Below are 15,359 nucleotides of genomic sequence, written 5' to 3'. Positions count from 1 at the left end.
CGGTGGGGGCCGATCACCGATGTGCGAGACTGGCCCCGATGTCCCTCAGCCTACCCGCGGACCCGCCTGGGGCCCGGAGCCTCACCGGTGTCGTGCGTCAGATGTCCGCAGCCCTGGACGGCCGCTCCGACTGGTTCCCGCCCGCGACCAGCGCCATCGTTCTGGTGATTGACGGCTTGGGCGCGCACAACCTTTCGGCGCGGGCCGGCCACGCGCGTTTCCTCGCGAAGGCCGGCACCAAGCGCGACGTCGCGCGCACTGTGTTCCCGTCCACCACGGCGTCGGCGCTGACGAGTCTGCTCACCGGCACCGCCCCGGGCGAGCACGGCATCGTCGGGTACCGCGCCCGGATCCCCGGCACGGACGAGGTGCTGAACCAGCTCCGCGGCTGGGACACCGATGATCTGCCGCTGTCATGGCAACGGGCGACACCGCTCGCCTCCGCGTCGGGGCGGCCTTTCTTCTCGGTCTCCAAACGCGAGTACGAGAACACCGGCTTCACCCTCGCCACGCAGGCGGGCGCCGAGTTCCACGGGGTCGACGACCTCGAGGAGCGATTCCTGACCGCCGCCGGGCTGGCGGCTTCCACGACGGGGTCCCTCGTGTACCTCTACGCGCCTGAGCTCGACGGTGCCGGGCATAGGCACGGCTGGCAGTCGGACGAGTGGATCGCGACGCTGGAGAAGCTGGATGCCGCGGCTCGCGCCTTCGACGCTGCTCTGCCACGGGGGGTAGCCGCCGTCGTCACCGCCGATCACGGCATGGTCGACGTGCCGCGTCATCGGCAGGTGCTGCTGGGTGAGGGCGAGCCCCTGCTCGACGGCGTCCGGCTGATCGGCGGCGAGCCTCGGATGCTGCATCTCTATGCCGAGCCGGGCGCCGAGCGGACGGTTCTGAGTCGTTGGCGGTCGGCGGAGTCATCACGGTCGTGGGTGATCTCGCGGGATGAGGCGATCGCCTCGGGTCTGTTCGGGCCCACCTCGCCCGAAGTCGCCGCGCGCCTGGGCGATGTCCTGGTGGCCGCACGGGGCGGAATCGCCTACTACGACGATCGTGTCTCCGACAAGGCGCCGCAGAAGATGATCGGTCAGCACGGATCGTTGACCGCGGAAGAGCGGACCGTCCCCTTGCTGCGCCTGGGCGCGTTCGCCTGAGGCTTCAGTCCTCGGTGCGTGCGCCGAAGACGATCTCGTCCCACGACGGCATGGAGGTGCGTCCCTTGCGTCGCCCGGCCTCGGCGGCGACCGACGGCTCGTCGAAGGGTGCGTCCGGCGACTCCTCCGCCGGCGCCTCGTCGTAGCCGGGCTCGAGCGCGTCGAAGAGAGCGACGGGGGAGTGCGAGCGGGCCGGCGACGACTCCTCCGCAGCGCCGGGGAGCGGCTCACGCTGACCCCGCCGTCGCCGCAGCGCCTCGAGCAGATCGGCCGTCTCCGCGTTCGTCACGGCCGGCTCATCTGCGCGCTTGATCGCGGCCTCCTGCACGGCGGGTGCCGCCGGGGCCGGGAGGTCGGGCGACTCGAGATCGGCTTCGGGGAGCTTTCGCGGCCCGAAAGCGCCGCTGTCGAAGCGCGAATCGTCCTTGGCCGGCACGGTGTCCAGGGCACGGAGGCGGGGAATGAGTCCATCGGGAAGCGAGCCCTGACGCGACAGCTGGATCGCATCCGCATTGAGCGGGGAAAGGGTGCTGCGGCGCGGGTCGAATCCCCACCGTGCGTCGTGGTCCACCTCGTTCGCGGTGAACTCCAGCTTGACGGTCCACCCGGACGGATCTTTCCAGCTCGTCCAGCGCTCGGCCGTCGCTCCGGCTTCGGCTAGCTTGCTCCGCACCGCAGATCCGAACGTGGGGTGCGGGTCGTGCTCGAAGTCGTTGCCGAGGAGCACCGGGACAGCGAGTGCCTGTCCGACGATGTGCTCCCGTTCGGCGAGGACGGGCCCTTCGAAGCGGACGACGTCCTCCACCCGGGCGCCGAGGAGGTTCGCGACCTCTTCGGCCGAGAGCCCGGCGCGGATGTGGGCCTGGATCTCGCGGGGACTCGGCCGGGCGGCCTGCGAGTCGTCCTCCCGCTCACGTCGCGCCTTGCGGAGCTCGATCCGCAGCACATCGTCGACGGCGAGCGCGAATCTCTCGCCGGACTCGGTCGCCAGGACGAGCCTGTCGTCCTCGGTCCCGATCACCTTGAGCTGTTCCATGCGAACGCCCCTCCGATCCTGCTGTCCCGCCCATGCTGACACAGGGCGCGACGGCGGCTGGGAATATCCGGCGCGTGGCGCGAGTTTCAGGCGGACGCAAGGCTCGGCATCCGTTTCAGCGCATTTGCGAAAACGGTGCCTGTCATGCAAACTATCGCCGCCCGAAAGGGCGCGCACCCGCGATACTCCGGAAGTTGAGACGTTCACGCATGGCCACCGATTACGACGCCCCCCGCAAGACCGAGGACGACAGCGAGTCGATCGAGGCGCTCAAGGAGCGCGTGCCCGACAAGCTCTCGGGCGCGGTCGACGTGGAGGACGCCGACAACCCCTCGGGCTTCGAGCTGCCCGGCGCCGACTTGTCGGATCTCGAGCTCGATGTCGTCGTCCTGCCCCCTCAGGAGGACGAATTCACCTGTTCCAACTGCTTCCTCGTGAAGCACCGCTCCCAGCTCGACCACGACACCGCAGACGGGCCTATCTGCTCGGAGTGCGCCGCCTGAGCTGAGCGCGCCGCACCGCAGCCGCGAGCCGATCCGGCGTGCGCGTCGAGACGACCCACGCCGGAGTCGGATCCTGGGGATCGTTCACCGGGAGGACGACCACCCCGTCGATCCCACCTCGGATGACGTGCCAGTCGCGCGGATCGAGCCCGGCGCCGCGCGCGTGTCGCGCCTCTTCGCCCGCGAGCGCGATCGGCTCGCCGAGGAGAGCGACATCGATGTGCGCCCGCCCGGCGCGCAGCTCGCCCGCGCGGAGGTCGAGGCGCGGCGAGGCGGCCACGAGCACGACCACGACCACAACGCCGACGGCCACGCCCGCCAGGAGCGACAGCGTCGTGTCGATCGGGGCGAGAACGAGCGACGCCATCGGTGCGACGAGTGCGGCGCTGACGAGTGTCCACAGGGACGGACCGAGCGTCTCCCGATAGACGCCTGCGCCGATGTCGAGTGCTGTCTTCTGCATTACCCTCATTGGGTGACTGAAACGGTGGACGTTCCCATTATCGCCTCCGACGTTCCGGTGTACGCGCATCCCGGCGATGCCGGCGCGGACCTCATCGCCGCCGAAGCCGTCCGGCTGGGGCCGGGGGAGCGCGCGACGGTCGCGACCGGGGTGCGGATCGCTCTCCCGGAGGGCTTCGTCGCGTTCGTCGTTCCCCGCAGCGGCTTGGCCGCCAAGCACGGCATCACCGTCGTGAACGCCCCCGGCACGATCGACGCCGGCTATCGGGGCGAGATCAAGGTGATCCTCCTCAACACCGACACGCACGAAGCGCACGACATCCAGGTCGGCGACCGTATCGCGCAGATGATCGTGATGCAGGTTCCGCGGGCTCGGTTCGTTCCGGTCGACACGCTGCCCGAGAGCGTGCGGGGCGACGGCGGCTTCGGCTCCACCGGATACAAGAAGGACGGAGTCCTCGCATGACCGACGCCACGCCCGCCGACGGCGTCCGCAAGGACGCGCCCGAGGATCGCGCCGTCGCCGGCCCCTTCGACGAATCCGAGGCGAACCCGGTCCGGCCCTACATCGACCTTGGGGGCATCAAGATCCTGCCGCGCGAAGGCCTCAACCTCCGCCTGGAGGTCGAGGAGCAGACCAAGCGCATCGTCGCGGTGGGCCTGGACTACGCCGGGTCGACGCTGCAGGTCCAGCCGTTCGCCGCTCCGCGGACGGTCGGACTCTGGGCCGAGACGCGCGAGCAGATCCGCTCGCAGATCCGCCAGCAGGGCGGGCGCGTCGAAGAGCGCGAAGGGCCCCTCGGCCCGGAGCTCCTGGCCGAGGTCCCCGTCGTCGCCGGCGCCGACGGCGGAGCCGGGAAGCGCCTCGCCCGGTTCGTCGGGGTGGACGGCCCACGATGGTTCCTCCGTGGTGTCATCGGTGGCGCCGCGACGTCTGATGTCGAGGCCGCGGCAGCAGTGGAAGACCTCTTCCGCTCGATCGTGGTGGTGCGCGGCGGTTCTCCGATGCCCCCGCGCGACCTCATCCCGCTCCGCATGCCCGCGACCCCGGGAACGGCGTGAGCGGCACGGCGTCGCCGGCCGACGACGAGTCCGGCAGCCCCGGGCTGACACCGCCGCCGGCGTCCGAGGCATCCGCTTCGGGTCTTCTCGGAGCGGCGCTCGGCGGAGCCGCGCGCCGCGCGGGTCTCGACCCGGCCGAGGGCAAGACGACCGGTCATGTGGTCTGGGCCGCGATGGGCGGCTGGCGCGGCGTGCTCGAGTCGGTGCTCCCGGGTCTCGTGTTCCTCATCGCCTGGACGGCGACCTACGACGCGGACACGCGCTCCGGGAACCTCCTGCTGAGTCTCGCTCTCTCGGTGGGACTCGCGGCGGCGTTCACGCTGGTCCGGCTCGTTCAGCGGCAGCCGGCCACCGCCGCCATCGGGGGACTCGTGGCGGCGGCTGCCGCCGCCGGGCTCTCGCTGTGGACCGGGCGGGGCGAGGACAGCTTCATCCCCGGCTTCGTCACCAATTCGATCTACGGCACGGCATTCCTCGTGTCGGCTCTGGTCGGCTGGCCGTTGATCGGGCTCGCCGTGGGGTTCCTGATGGGCGAGGGCACCGCGTGGCGCTCCGACAAGCGAAAGCGCCGCGTCTTCTTCTGGCTGTCGATCGCGTGGGCGTCGCTCTTCGCGGCGCGCCTGCTGGTCCAGCTGCCGCTGTACTTCTCCGGTGACGTGACAGCCCTGGGAACGTTCAAGCTCGTCATGGGCCTTCCGCTGTTCGCGCCGCTCGTCGCGGTGACGTGGCTCGCCGTCCGGGCACTCTATCCCGCACATCGGAAGTGATACATTTATCTTGACATCAAGATAAATTGACCCCGAGCCGGATTAGGTTGACCTCACTAGCCGAGGGCCCCGGAGCGGGGGATGATGGGGAGTCCAGGCCCCGCCGCCGACGAAGGAGACACACGTGTCCACGGTTGACAGCTTCGGTGCCAAGAGCACCCTGACAGTCGGCAGCACCGACTACGAGATCTACCGCATCGACAAGGTCGCGGGGTACGAGAAGCTCCCCTTCAGCTTGAAGGTGCTCCTCGAGAATCTCCTGCGCACCGAAGACGGCGCGAACGTCACGAAGGCTCAGATCGAGGCGCTCGGTTCGTGGGATGCCGCGGCCGAGCCCGACACCGAGATCCAGTTCACCCCGGCCCGCGTCGTGATGCAGGACTTCACCGGCGTGCCGTGCATCGTCGACCTCGCCACGATGCGCGAGGCGGTGAGCGCCCTCGGCGGAGACCCGACCCGGATCAACCCGCTGTCGCCCGCCGAGATGGTCATCGACCACTCGGTCATCGCCGACCTGTTCGGCACCGAGAACGCGCTCGAGCGCAACGTCGAGATCGAGTACGAGCGCAACGGCGAGCGTTACCAGTTCCTCCGCTGGGGTCAGACCGCGTTCGACGACTTCAAGGTCGTGCCGCCGGGGACGGGCATCGTCCACCAGGTGAACATCGAGCACCTCGCGAAGGTGGTCTACGACCGCACCGTCGGCGGTGTGCTGCGGGCGTACCCCGACACGTGCGTGGGCACCGACTCCCACACGACCATGGTCAACGGCCTGGGCGTGCTGGGGTGGGGCGTCGGCGGCATCGAGGCCGAGGCAGCGATGCTGGGGCAGCCGGTCTCGATGCTCATCCCGCGCGTCGTCGGGTTCAAGCTCACCGGATCGATCCCGACGGGCGTCACGGCCACCGACGTGGTGCTCACGATCACCGACATGCTGCGCAAGCACGGCGTGGTCGGCAAGTTCGTCGAGTTCTACGGCGAGGGCGTCGCGTCCGTTCCGCTGGCCAACCGCGCCACCATCGGCAACATGAGCCCGGAGTTCGGCTCGACCGCCGCGATGTTCCCCATCGACGACGTCACCGTGGACTATCTCCGCCTCACCGGGCGCAGCGAGGAGCAGCTCGCCCTCGTCGAGGCGTACGCGAAAGCGCAGCACCTCTGGCATGACGCCGCCAACGAGCCGGTGTTCTCGGAGTACATGGAGCTCGACCTCTCCACGGTGGTCCCCTCGATCGCCGGCCCGAAGCGTCCGCAGGACCGCATCGTGCTCACGAGGGCCAAGGAGCAGTTCGAGAGCGACCTCACCAATTACGCCGACGTGGAGCACGACCTGGTCGATCTCGAGATCGCCGAGTCGTTCCCCGCGTCCGACCCTCCCGGGAACACCCCGGAGTCCGAGCACAACGAGCACGTCCACGTCCACCGGTCGCACGCTCCGCAGACGGTGTCCAAGCCGACGGCCGTCACCCTCGCCGACGGTGAGAGCTTCACGCTCGACCACGGCGCGGTGACCATCGCGGCCATCACCTCCTGCACCAACACCTCGAACCCGTCCGTGATGCTCGCGGCCGGACTGCTGGCGCGCAACGCGGTGAAGAAGGGCCTGAAGGCCAAGCCGTGGGTCAAGACGACCCTCGCGCCGGGGTCGAAGGTCGTCACCGACTACTACGAGAAGGCCGGACTCACGAAGGACCTCGAGGACCTCGGCTTCTACACCGTGGGGTACGGATGCACGACGTGCATCGGCAACTCCGGACCGCTCATCGAAGAGGTCTCCGCGGCGGTGAACGAGAACGATCTCGCGGTCACGGCCGTGCTCTCGGGCAACCGCAACTTCGAGGGCCGGATCAACCCGGACGTGAAGATGAACTATCTCGCGAGCCCGCCCCTGGTGATCGCCTACTCGCTGGCGGGGTCGATGAACTTCGACTTCGAGACCGATCCGCTCGGCACCGACCGCGACGGAAACGACGTCTTCCTCAAGGACATCTGGCCCGACGCCGCAGAGGTGCAGGCGACCATCGACTCGTCCATCAGCGAGGAGATGTTCACGAAGCAGTACGCGACCGTGTTCGAAGGCGACGAGCGCTGGCGCAATCTGCCCACGCCGACCGGCGATGTCTTCGAGTGGGACGAATCGTCGACGTATGTGCGCAAGCCCCCGTACTTCGAGGGCATGACCATGGAGTTGACCCCGGTCACCGACATCACCGGCGCGCGGGTTCTGGCGACCCTCGGCGACTCGGTCACGACCGACCACATCAGCCCGGCAGGCAACATCAAGGTCGACAGCCCCGCGGGCCAGTACCTCGCGGCGCACGGGGTCGAGCGCAAGGACTTCAACTCCTACGGGTCGCGGCGTGGAAACCACGAGGTCATGATCCGGGGCACTTTCGCGAACATCCGGCTCAAGAACCTGCTCGTCCGTGCCGTCAACGACGGCAACGTGGTGGAGGGCGGCTACACCCGCGACTTCACGCAGCCGGGGGGTCCGCAGGCGTTCATCTACGACGCGAGCCAGAACTACCAGGCGGAGGGCACCCCGCTGGTGATCTTCGGCGGGAAGGAGTACGGGTCGGGATCGTCGCGCGACTGGGCCGCCAAGGGCACCAGCCTTCTGGGGGTCAAGGCCGTCATCACCGAGAGCTTCGAGCGGATCCACCGGTCGAACCTCATCGGCATGGGTGTCGTACCGCTGCAGTTCCCCGCGGGCGAGACCTGGGAGTCGCTCGGGCTGGACGGGACCGAGATCGTCTCGATCTCGGGACTCGAGCAGCTCAACGAAGGCGTCACGCCCAAGACGGTCCACGTCACGGCGGCTCCGAGCGAGTTCTCGGCCGAGGGGAAGCAGATCGTCGAGTTCGATGCCGTGGTCCGTATCGACACGCCCGGTGAGGCGGACTACTACCGCAACGGAGGAATCCTCCAGTACGTGCTGCGGTCGCTCGTCTGACCCGCGTAGAAGGGGCCCGAGTCCGAGGACTCGGGCCCCTTCTACTTCCTGGACGCGAGTGGCGATCGCCGCGCTCCGGGCTGGGTTCAGGACCCGGCCGGGTAGACTGACGAACGCGCCGGCCGCGGCGCCGCACCACGCGGATCAAGGGGGAGAAGGACTATATGGCGTTGCTGCCCTCGATCTCCGGGCCGCGCGATCTCGATGCGCTGAGCATGGATCAGCTCGAGGAACTGTCCGCGGAGATCCGCGCGTTTCTCATCGAGAACGTCGCCCGCACCGGTGGCCACCTCGGTCCGAACCTGGGCGTCGTCGAGTTGACGATCGCGTTGCATCGAGTGTTCGACTCGCCGTCTGATCCCTTCATCTTCGACACCGGGCACCAGTCGTACGTCCATAAGCTCCTGACCGGCCGACAGGACTTCTCCGGCTTGCGCTCGCGCGGCGGTCTCGCCGGTTACCCGCAGCGGTCCGAGAGTCCGCACGACGTCGTCGAGTCGTCGCACGCATCGAGCTCGCTCAGCTGGGCCGATGGAGTTTCGAGGGCGCTCACGCGCACGGGGCGCAAGGACCGTCACGTCGTCGCCGTCGTGGGCGATGGCTCGCTCACCGGCGGCATGACGTGGGAGGCGCTCAACAACATCTCCGACGACAACGACCGCAACCTGGTCATCGTCGTGAACGACAACGGCCGCTCCTACGCCCCGACGATCGGGGGAATGGCCCGCTACCTCAACCGCGTCCGGACGGCCGAGGCCTACCGCAACCTGCACCGCGGGTCCGACAGCTTCTTCCGCAAGCTGGGGCCCGCGGGACGCGCGGTCTACCGGGGCGTCCGCGGCGGGACGCACGGATTCCTCTCGCGCTTCACCAACAATGCCGCGCTGTACTCCAATCTCGACATCAAGTACCTCGGCCCGGTCGACGGACACGACCTTCCGACGCTCATGGAGACGCTCGAGCTCGCCAAGACCTACGGCGCTCCCGTCATCGTGCACGCCATCACCGAGAAGGGCCGTGGCTATCAGCCGGCCCTCGACGACGAAGCCGATGCCTTCCACGCCGTCGGCAAGATCGATCCGCTCACCGGCAAGACCGTCGCGACCGCCGGGGCTGCGCCGGCGTGGACGGATGTCTTCGCCGACGAGCTCGTCCGGGTCGGCGAGCGGCGGAGCGACGTCATCGCGATGACCGCAGCGATGCTGCGTCCTACCGGCCTCCTCCCGTTCGCGCAGCGGTTCCCCGACCGCGTCTACGACGTCGGGATCGCAGAGCAGCATGCCGTCGCCTCGGCGGCTGGTCTCGCCTTCGGGGGACTGCACCCCGTGGTGGCCATCTACGCGACCTTCATGAACCGCGCGTTCGACCAGGTGCTGATGGATGTCGCACTCCACCGCGCCGGAGTCACCTTCGTGCTCGACCGCGCCGGCGTCACGGGGCCGGACGGACCGAGCCACCACGGCATCTGGGACCTGGCGATGCTGCAGCTCGTCCCGAACATCCGCATCGCCGCGCCCCGCGACGCCGAGCGACTCCGAGAAGCGCTCAACGAGGCGGTGGCAGTCGAGGACGCGCCCACGGTCGTGCGCTTCCCCAAGGGAGCGGTGAGCGCCGACCTTCCGGCGATCGAACGCCTCGACGACGGGGTGGACGTCCTGGTGCGTTCGGAGTCCGCGGACGTGCTGATCGTCGGAATCGGCCCCATGGTGCACGTCGCGGTGGATGTCGCCGAACGTCTCCGGGCGCAGGGAATCGGAGCCACCGTCATCGATCCGCGCTGGGCGGTTCCCGTGCAGCCCTCGATCATCGAGCTGGCGGCGTCCCATCGCCTGGTGATCACGATCGAGGACGGCATCCGCGTGGGCGGCATCGGCACTCGGGTTCGTCAGGTCCTTCGCGAGGCCGGCGTGGACACCGCCGTCGATGAGCTCGGTGTGCCCGACGAGTTCATCGATCACGCGAGCCGCGAGCAGATTCTCGAAGAAGCCGGGCTGACACCCGCGAAGATCGCGCAGGACGTGGTCGCACAGGTGCTCGGAACGCGCATCCCGGTCGCTCGCGGCGCCGACACCCGCGAGATTCCCGTCCTTCCCACCCTCTCCCGCGAGAAGCGACGCTGAGGGCCACACGACGAGAAGGGGTGCGCTCCCGAAGGAACGCACCCTGTCTTCGATACGGGATGCCGTCAGGCGCCGATACCTCGGATCACCGGGTGGTGGAACGTGTCGCCGAAGACCCGCTCGGACGCGCCCTCACGATCGAGGTACGGCGAAGCGCCACCATCGATGAACGGCCAGCCTGCGCCGAGGATGAGGCAGAGGTCGATGTCCTGAACCTCGGGGACCACTCCTTCGTCGAGCATGATGCGGATCTCCTGCGCCAGCCCGTCCTGCACTCGGCGCAGGATGTCGTCCGCCGATGCGCGGGTGCCGCCGACGGCCGGCTTGAGCACCTTCTCGGCCGCCTTGGTCCACCCTGTCACACGCCCGGCCTTGTCCTTCTCGACCACCTCGGGCAGCTCGGCCAGGGCATGGAAGTTGTCGTTCGCGTAGAACCGCTCCGGGAAGGCGCGGACCATCGTGTCCTGGACGTGCGCAGCGACCTTCCAGCCGACGAGGTCGATCAGCTGGAACGGTCCCATCGGCAGCCCGAGCGGCGCGAAGGCCTTCTCGACCTCTCCGATCGGCGTCCCCTCGTACACGGCCCGCGCGGCCTCGCCCATGACCTTCGCCAGGAGTCGGTTGACGACGAAGCCGGGGGCGTCGGCGGTCAGCACCGCGTTCTTGCCGAGATCCTTCGCGACGACGAAGGCGGTCGAGAGCGCGGCATCCGCCGTCTGCGGGGTTTTCACGATCTCGATGAGCGGCATCACCGCGACGGGGTTGAAGAAGTGGAACCCGACCAGCCGCTCCGGGTGAGCCAGCTTCTCACCGATCTCCTCGACGGACAGGGAGGAGGTGTTGGTGGCGAGGATCGCGTCCTCGGCGACCACGCTCTCGATCTGGGCGAAGACCTGCTGCTTGACCCCGACCTCCTCGAAGACCGCCTCGATCACGAAGTCGCAATCGGCGTATCGGCTCTTGTCGGTCGTGCCCGTGACGAGCGAGCGCAGCTTGTTCGCGGTGTCGCCGTCCAGACGCCCCTTCGCCTCGAGCTTGCCGATCTCCTCGTGGATGTAGGCCACGCCCTTGTCGACGCGCGCCTGATCCAGGTCTGTGATCAGCACGGGCACCTGCAGCTTGCGCACGAAGAGCAGCGCGAACTGGCTCGCCATGAGGCCGGCACCGATGATCCCGACCTTCGTGACCTTCTTCGCGAGCGCCTTGTCCGGCGCGCCGACCGGACGCTTCGCCCGCTTCTGCACCAGGTCGAACGCGTACATCGACGCGGCGAACTGGTCGCCGGTCACGAGTTCGGCGAGAGCCTCGTCCTCGCGGGCGAAGCCTTCCGCACGCGTGCCGCTCTTCGCTTTGTCGAGCAGCTCGAGAGCCGCATACGGCGACTTCGGGACCGTGCCGATCTTCGACTCCAGCATGCCGCGGGCGACCTTGATCGCGATCGGCCACTTCGTCAGTCGCTCGATCTTGCCGGGCTCGTTCTTGCGCTCCACCCGGACGGCGCCGGCCAGCACGCCGTCGGCCCACTTCAGCGAGTCCTCGAGGAAGTTCGCCGCCGGGAAGATCGCATCGACGATCCCGTAGTCGAAGGCCTGCTGCGGCTTGAGCATGCGATTCTGCTTCAGCGGGTTCGAGATCACCACTTCGAGCGCGTTCTCGATGCCGATGAGGTTCGGAAGCAGGTAGGCGCCTCCCCATCCCGGGATGATCCCGAGGAAGACCTCGGGGAGAGCGATCGCGGCGGCGGAGGCATCCACTGTCCGATAGGTGCTGTTGAGCGCGATCTCGAGCCCGCCGCCGAGCGCGAGCCCGTTCACGAAGGCGAAGACCGGGACCCCCAGGTCCGACAGCTTGCCGAACACGTGGTGACCGAGCTGTGCGACCAGACGCGCAGTGTCTTTCGAGTCGACGCGCGAGATGTCGGAGAGGTCGGCTCCGGCGGCGAGGATGTACTGCTTTCCGGTGATGCCGACGGCGTGGATCTCGCCCCTGCCGGCACGATCCTTCAGAGCGTCGAGGTTCGCGCCCAGTTCCTTCAGGGTGGTCGGGCCCAGCGTGTTCGGGCGGGTGTGGTCGCGGCCGTTGTCGAGCGTGATGAGAGCGAGCACCTTGCCGGACGGGAGGCGCACGTCCCGCGCGGGGGAGTGCGTGACCACCTCTCCGTCGGCCAGGGCATCGAGAGGGGAGAAGTCGATCTCGTCGTAATTCGTCATGGCGGGATGTCTCCTACTTGCGCTTCTTGCCGTCATAGTGCGGGTTCTCCCAGATCACCGAGCCACCCTGGCCCAGTCCCACGCACATGGCGGTGAGGCCGTATCGGACGTCCGGCCGCTCCGCGAACTGCGCCGCAAGCTGGATCATGAGTCGCACGCCGGACGCAGCCAGCGGGTGACCGAAGGCGATGGCCCCGCCCCACTGATTGACGCGCGGGTCGTCGTCGGCGATGCCGAAGTGGTCGAGGAGCGAGATCACCTGGATGGCGAACGCCTCATTGAGCTCGAAGAGGCCGATGTCGTCGATCGTGAGGCCGGCCTTCTGCAGCGCCTTCTCGGTCGACGGAATGGGTCCGATCCCCATGATCTCGGGCTGCACGCCGGCGAAGGCGAACGAGACCAGTCTCATCTTCGGGGCGAGACCCAACTCCTTCACCGCGCGTCCGCCGGCGAGGAGGGACATCGTGGCGCCGTCGGTCAGCGGCGAGGACGTGCCGGCGGTGACCCGCCCGTGCGGGCGGAAGGGCGTCTTGAGCGTGGCGAGATCCTCCATGGTCGTCTGAGGACGACGGCCCTCGTCCTCCGTCGCGAGTCCCCACGCGCCGTCCGCGGTCTTGGTGGCGACGGGAACGAGGTCGGGCTGGATCTTGCCGGCGTCGTAGGCCGCCTGCACCTTGTGCTGGCTCAGCATGCCGTAGCGGTCGGAGCGCTCCTTGGTGAGGTGCGGGAACCGGTCGAAGATGCGCTCGGCCGTCACACCCATGTTGAGAGCACCGGGGTCGACCATCTTCTCGGCGACGAAGCGAGGATTGGGGTCGGCGTTCGCGCCGATGGGGTGGTGCCCCATGTGCTCGACCCCGCCGGCCAGCGCGATGTCGTACATCCCCATTCCGATCGACCCGGCCATGGTCGTCACGCTCGTCATCGCGCCGGCGCACATGCGGTCGATCGCGAACCCGGGCACCGTCTGGGGGAGACCGGCGAGGATCGCGACCGAACGCCCGAGGGTCAGGCCCTGGTCGCCCGTCTGCGAGGTCGCGGCGATCGCCACGTCATCGATACGCTCGCGCGGGACCTGGGGGTTGCGCTCCATGACACCGATGGTCGCCTTGACGGCGAGGTCATCGGCACGGGTGTTCCAGTACATGCCTTTCTCGCCCGCGCGACCGAAAGGGGTGCGCATTCCATCGACGAAGAAGACGTCCGAAATCTCGGCCACTCTGCCTCCAAAAATAGGGATGACGTCAGCCTAGGAGCGCCCCGCGGGGCGGCCGGAATCGGGTGGGGGAATCCTACGAAACGCTGTCCGACGCCGACTCAGAGGGTTGCACGGATCCGACAAAGGCATCGGCGATCACCTGTGCGGTCTGCGCAACCTGCCAGGGTCGCGCGCCGAGCGCGAGCAGGGACTCTCCGACCGCTTCGGCGGTGAGCGGCGCCGGGGGAGCCCACGCCACACGACGGAGCAGGTCCGGAGTCAGAAGATTCTCCGTCGGCATCCGCAGCTCCTCGGCACGCTGCTCCACCGCGGGGCGGGCCGCCTTCAATCGCGCATCGGCCTCGGGATTGCGATCCGGCCAGGCGCGCGGCGGCGGAAGCGAATCGCCCCCCGGCGCACGTTCCAGCGGCAGCTCCGTCGTCGCCCGTCCCGCCTCGAATGCCGCCCACCATCTGTCGAGCTGCGACCGGCTCGCCCGGCCGGTGAACTCCTTGACCGCCGCCAGTTCCTGCTTCGACTTCGGGTCGGCCAGCACGGCCGCCACGAGCGCGCGATCGGGGACGAGACGTCCCGGCGCGACATCCTGCTCGCGAGCGAACTCCTCGCGCGCGGTCCACAGGGCACGGGCCACCGCGAGCGGGCGCCGGCCGCGGACCGTGTGCAGCCCGCTGAGGCGGCGCCACGGCTCCTCGCGGGGCGGCTTCGGCTCGCGATCCAGCACGGCCCGGAACTCCTCGTCGGCGAAAGCTGTCTTGCCCTGCTCGGCCAGCTCGGCCGCCAACGCGTCGCGCACGTCGACGAGGTGCTCGACATCGAGCGCCGCGTACTCCAGCCACGCCTGGGGCAGCGGCCGGGTGGACCAGTCGGATGCCGAGTGGGCCTTGGCGAGGGTGATTCCCAGCGTGTCCTCGACGACAGCGCCGAGCCCGACCCGCTCGTGCCCGAGCAGACGCGCGGCGAGCTCGGTGTCGAACATGGACGACGGTTCCAGTCCGAGCTCACGCAGCGAGGGAAGGTCCTGGCTCGCAGCGTGCAGCACCCACTCCTGGTCGCCGATCGCCGCCTGGAGGGGCCGGAAGTCGGCGATCGGCGGCGGATCGAAGAGGAAGACCCCCGCGCCCCGGCGGAAGACCTGGATGAGATACGCCCGCTGGGAGTAGCGGAAACCCGACGCACGCTCCACATCGACCGCGACGGGACCCTCGCCGGCTGCAAGCCGCTCCGCGGCCACCACGAGATCCTCCAGGCGGTCGATGACGGTGTACTCAGTCACGCGTCATCCTGCGCAGACCCAGCATTTCGATTCCTTCCGACCCCGGGGGAAGCCCCGCGAGCATGCATACGAGCTCTGCCCATGCTTCCACGTGCGGCGCGATCTCGCCTTCCGGCGACCAGGAAGCGCGCAGTTCGATCTGCGCGCCGTCGCCTTCGGCCGCAAGCGCGCCGAATCCCTTCGACAGCGTTTTGGTCGCCGTCCCGGACGCGGAATGGAACCCCGCGCGACGAGACTGGAGCGCGTCCGTCAGCCAGGCCCACGCCACGTCCGCGAGCAGCGGATCGACGCCGATATCGGGTTCGAGGGGGGCCTGCGCGAAGCAGACGATGCGCCAGGGCCCGTTCCACTGCGCCGGCTCGTCGGGATCGTGCAGCAGGATGAACCGGCCGGTGCCGTACGCGGAGTCGGCGCCCTCCGTCTCCGGACGCACGTCGCCCGCCAGCGCGAGGGCATCGGGAGCGAGCCCACCGGGCGCCGGGATCTCGCGGACCGACAGGTCGCCGCGGAACCTGATGGCCCGCACCGCGTCGGCTGCCAGCGCGAACGGCGTCGTAGCCGCCGGAGGACGAAGCTCAGCCACCCGGACAGACTAGAGTG

The 15,359-nt window shown here is 69.0% G+C and carries 13 protein-coding genes; 7 read left to right on the top strand and 6 right to left on the bottom strand.

What is annotated here, in order from left to right:
* The first annotated feature begins 38 nt into the window (after positions 1-38).
* Positions 39-1,154 (top strand): alkaline phosphatase family protein, encoded by a 1,116-nt coding sequence (locus ACFUTX_RS06935; RefSeq protein ID WP_378861850.1) that lies wholly within the window; start codon positions 39-41, stop codon positions 1,152-1,154.
* A gap of 4 nt (positions 1,155-1,158) precedes the next feature.
* Here the strand turns inward: ACFUTX_RS06935 and sepH are convergent, their stop codons facing one another.
* Positions 1,159-2,190, bottom strand: a complete 1,032-nt coding sequence (sepH, locus tag ACFUTX_RS06930) for a septation protein SepH (RefSeq protein ID WP_378861847.1) — start codon at positions 2,188-2,190, stop codon at positions 1,159-1,161.
* 209 nt (positions 2,191-2,399) lie between these two features.
* Between sepH and ACFUTX_RS06925 the strand changes: the two genes are divergently transcribed.
* Positions 2,400-2,693, top strand: a complete 294-nt coding sequence (locus ACFUTX_RS06925) for a DUF4193 domain-containing protein (RefSeq protein WP_378861844.1) — start codon at positions 2,400-2,402, stop codon at positions 2,691-2,693.
* Here the strand turns inward: ACFUTX_RS06925 and ACFUTX_RS06920 are convergent.
* Positions 2,668-3,156 (bottom strand): DUF3093 domain-containing protein, encoded by a 489-nt coding sequence (locus ACFUTX_RS06920; RefSeq protein WP_378861842.1) that lies wholly within the window; start codon positions 3,154-3,156, stop codon positions 2,668-2,670. The genes ACFUTX_RS06925 and ACFUTX_RS06920 overlap by 26 nt on opposite strands.
* 12 nt (positions 3,157-3,168) lie before the next feature.
* Between ACFUTX_RS06920 and dut the strand changes: the two genes are divergently transcribed.
* The 5 genes from dut (at position 3,169) to dxs (ending at position 10,057) form a co-directional block, all read left to right on the top strand.
* Positions 3,169-3,621 carry a dUTP diphosphatase gene (gene dut / locus ACFUTX_RS06915; RefSeq protein WP_378861839.1) on the top strand — a complete coding sequence of 151 codons (453 nt, stop codon included), beginning with the start codon at positions 3,169-3,171 and terminating at the stop codon, positions 3,619-3,621.
* A complete protein-coding gene (locus ACFUTX_RS06910; protein WP_378861837.1) occupies positions 3,618-4,217 on the top strand; it encodes a DUF3710 domain-containing protein in 600 nt (199 codons plus the stop codon). Before dut ends, ACFUTX_RS06910 begins: the two co-directional genes overlap by 4 nt.
* Complete coding sequence (locus ACFUTX_RS06905; protein ID WP_378861834.1) at positions 4,214-4,984, top strand: DUF3159 domain-containing protein; 771 nt, start codon at positions 4,214-4,216, stop codon at positions 4,982-4,984. Before ACFUTX_RS06910 ends, ACFUTX_RS06905 begins: the two co-directional genes overlap by 4 nt.
* 124 nt (positions 4,985-5,108) lie before the next feature.
* A complete protein-coding gene (gene acnA, locus ACFUTX_RS06900) occupies positions 5,109-7,937 on the top strand; it encodes an aconitate hydratase AcnA (RefSeq protein ID WP_378861832.1) in 2,829 nt (942 codons plus the stop codon).
* A gap of 164 nt (positions 7,938-8,101) precedes the next feature.
* Positions 8,102-10,057: a 1-deoxy-D-xylulose-5-phosphate synthase gene (dxs, locus tag ACFUTX_RS06895; protein WP_378861829.1), complete on the top strand. Its 1,956-nt coding sequence runs from the start codon at positions 8,102-8,104 to the stop codon at positions 10,055-10,057.
* Between the two features lie 65 nt (positions 10,058-10,122).
* Here dxs and ACFUTX_RS06890 read toward each other — a convergent pair whose 3' ends face one another.
* The 4 genes from ACFUTX_RS06890 to ACFUTX_RS06875 form a co-directional block, all read right to left on the bottom strand.
* The gene (locus ACFUTX_RS06890) at positions 10,123-12,267 is read right to left on the bottom strand and encodes a 3-hydroxyacyl-CoA dehydrogenase NAD-binding domain-containing protein (protein ID WP_378861826.1); all 2,145 of its coding nucleotides are present in this window, start codon (positions 12,265-12,267) and stop codon (positions 10,123-10,125) included.
* 13 nt (positions 12,268-12,280) lie between these two features.
* Entirely contained in the window at positions 12,281-13,486 is a 1,206-nt protein-coding gene (locus ACFUTX_RS06885; RefSeq protein WP_378861823.1) for a thiolase family protein, read from the bottom strand.
* Between the two features lie 73 nt (positions 13,487-13,559).
* A complete protein-coding gene (locus tag ACFUTX_RS06880; RefSeq protein WP_378861820.1) occupies positions 13,560-14,759 on the bottom strand; it encodes a ribonuclease D in 1,200 nt (399 codons plus the stop codon).
* Positions 14,752-15,342, bottom strand: a complete 591-nt coding sequence (locus ACFUTX_RS06875) for a DUF3000 domain-containing protein (RefSeq protein WP_378861817.1) — start codon at positions 15,340-15,342, stop codon at positions 14,752-14,754. The genes ACFUTX_RS06880 and ACFUTX_RS06875 overlap by 8 nt, the downstream gene beginning before the upstream one ends.
* Positions 15,343-15,359 lie beyond the last annotated feature (17 nt).

Source organism: Microbacterium sp. NPDC057407, assembly GCF_042803895.1.
Taxonomy (GTDB): Bacteria; Actinomycetota; Actinomycetes; order Actinomycetales; family Microbacteriaceae; genus Microbacterium.
Note: the sequence above shows the minus strand (reverse complement) of the source record. Positions and strands in the feature narration are given on the sequence as shown.

What these genes read in the sequence shown, in the direction of transcription:
- ACFUTX_RS06890 (WP_378861826.1), bottom strand. Translation starts at nt 12,267, where the DNA reads ATGACGAATTACGACGAGATCGACTTCTCCCCTCTCGATGCCCTGGCC.
- ACFUTX_RS06920 (WP_378861842.1), bottom strand. Translation starts at nt 3,156, where the DNA reads ATGCAGAAGACAGCACTCGACATCGGCGCAGGCGTCTATCGGGAGACG.
- ACFUTX_RS06935 (WP_378861850.1), top strand. Translation starts at nt 39, where the DNA reads ATGTCCCTCAGCCTACCCGCGGACCCGCCTGGGGCCCGGAGCCTCACC.
- ACFUTX_RS06925 (WP_378861844.1), top strand. Translation starts at nt 2,400, where the DNA reads ATGGCCACCGATTACGACGCCCCCCGCAAGACCGAGGACGACAGCGAG.
- ACFUTX_RS06910 (WP_378861837.1), top strand. Translation starts at nt 3,618, where the DNA reads ATGACCGACGCCACGCCCGCCGACGGCGTCCGCAAGGACGCGCCCGAG.
- dxs (WP_378861829.1), top strand. Translation starts at nt 8,102, where the DNA reads ATGGCGTTGCTGCCCTCGATCTCCGGGCCGCGCGATCTCGATGCGCTG.
- sepH (WP_378861847.1), bottom strand. Translation starts at nt 2,190, where the DNA reads ATGGAACAGCTCAAGGTGATCGGGACCGAGGACGACAGGCTCGTCCTG.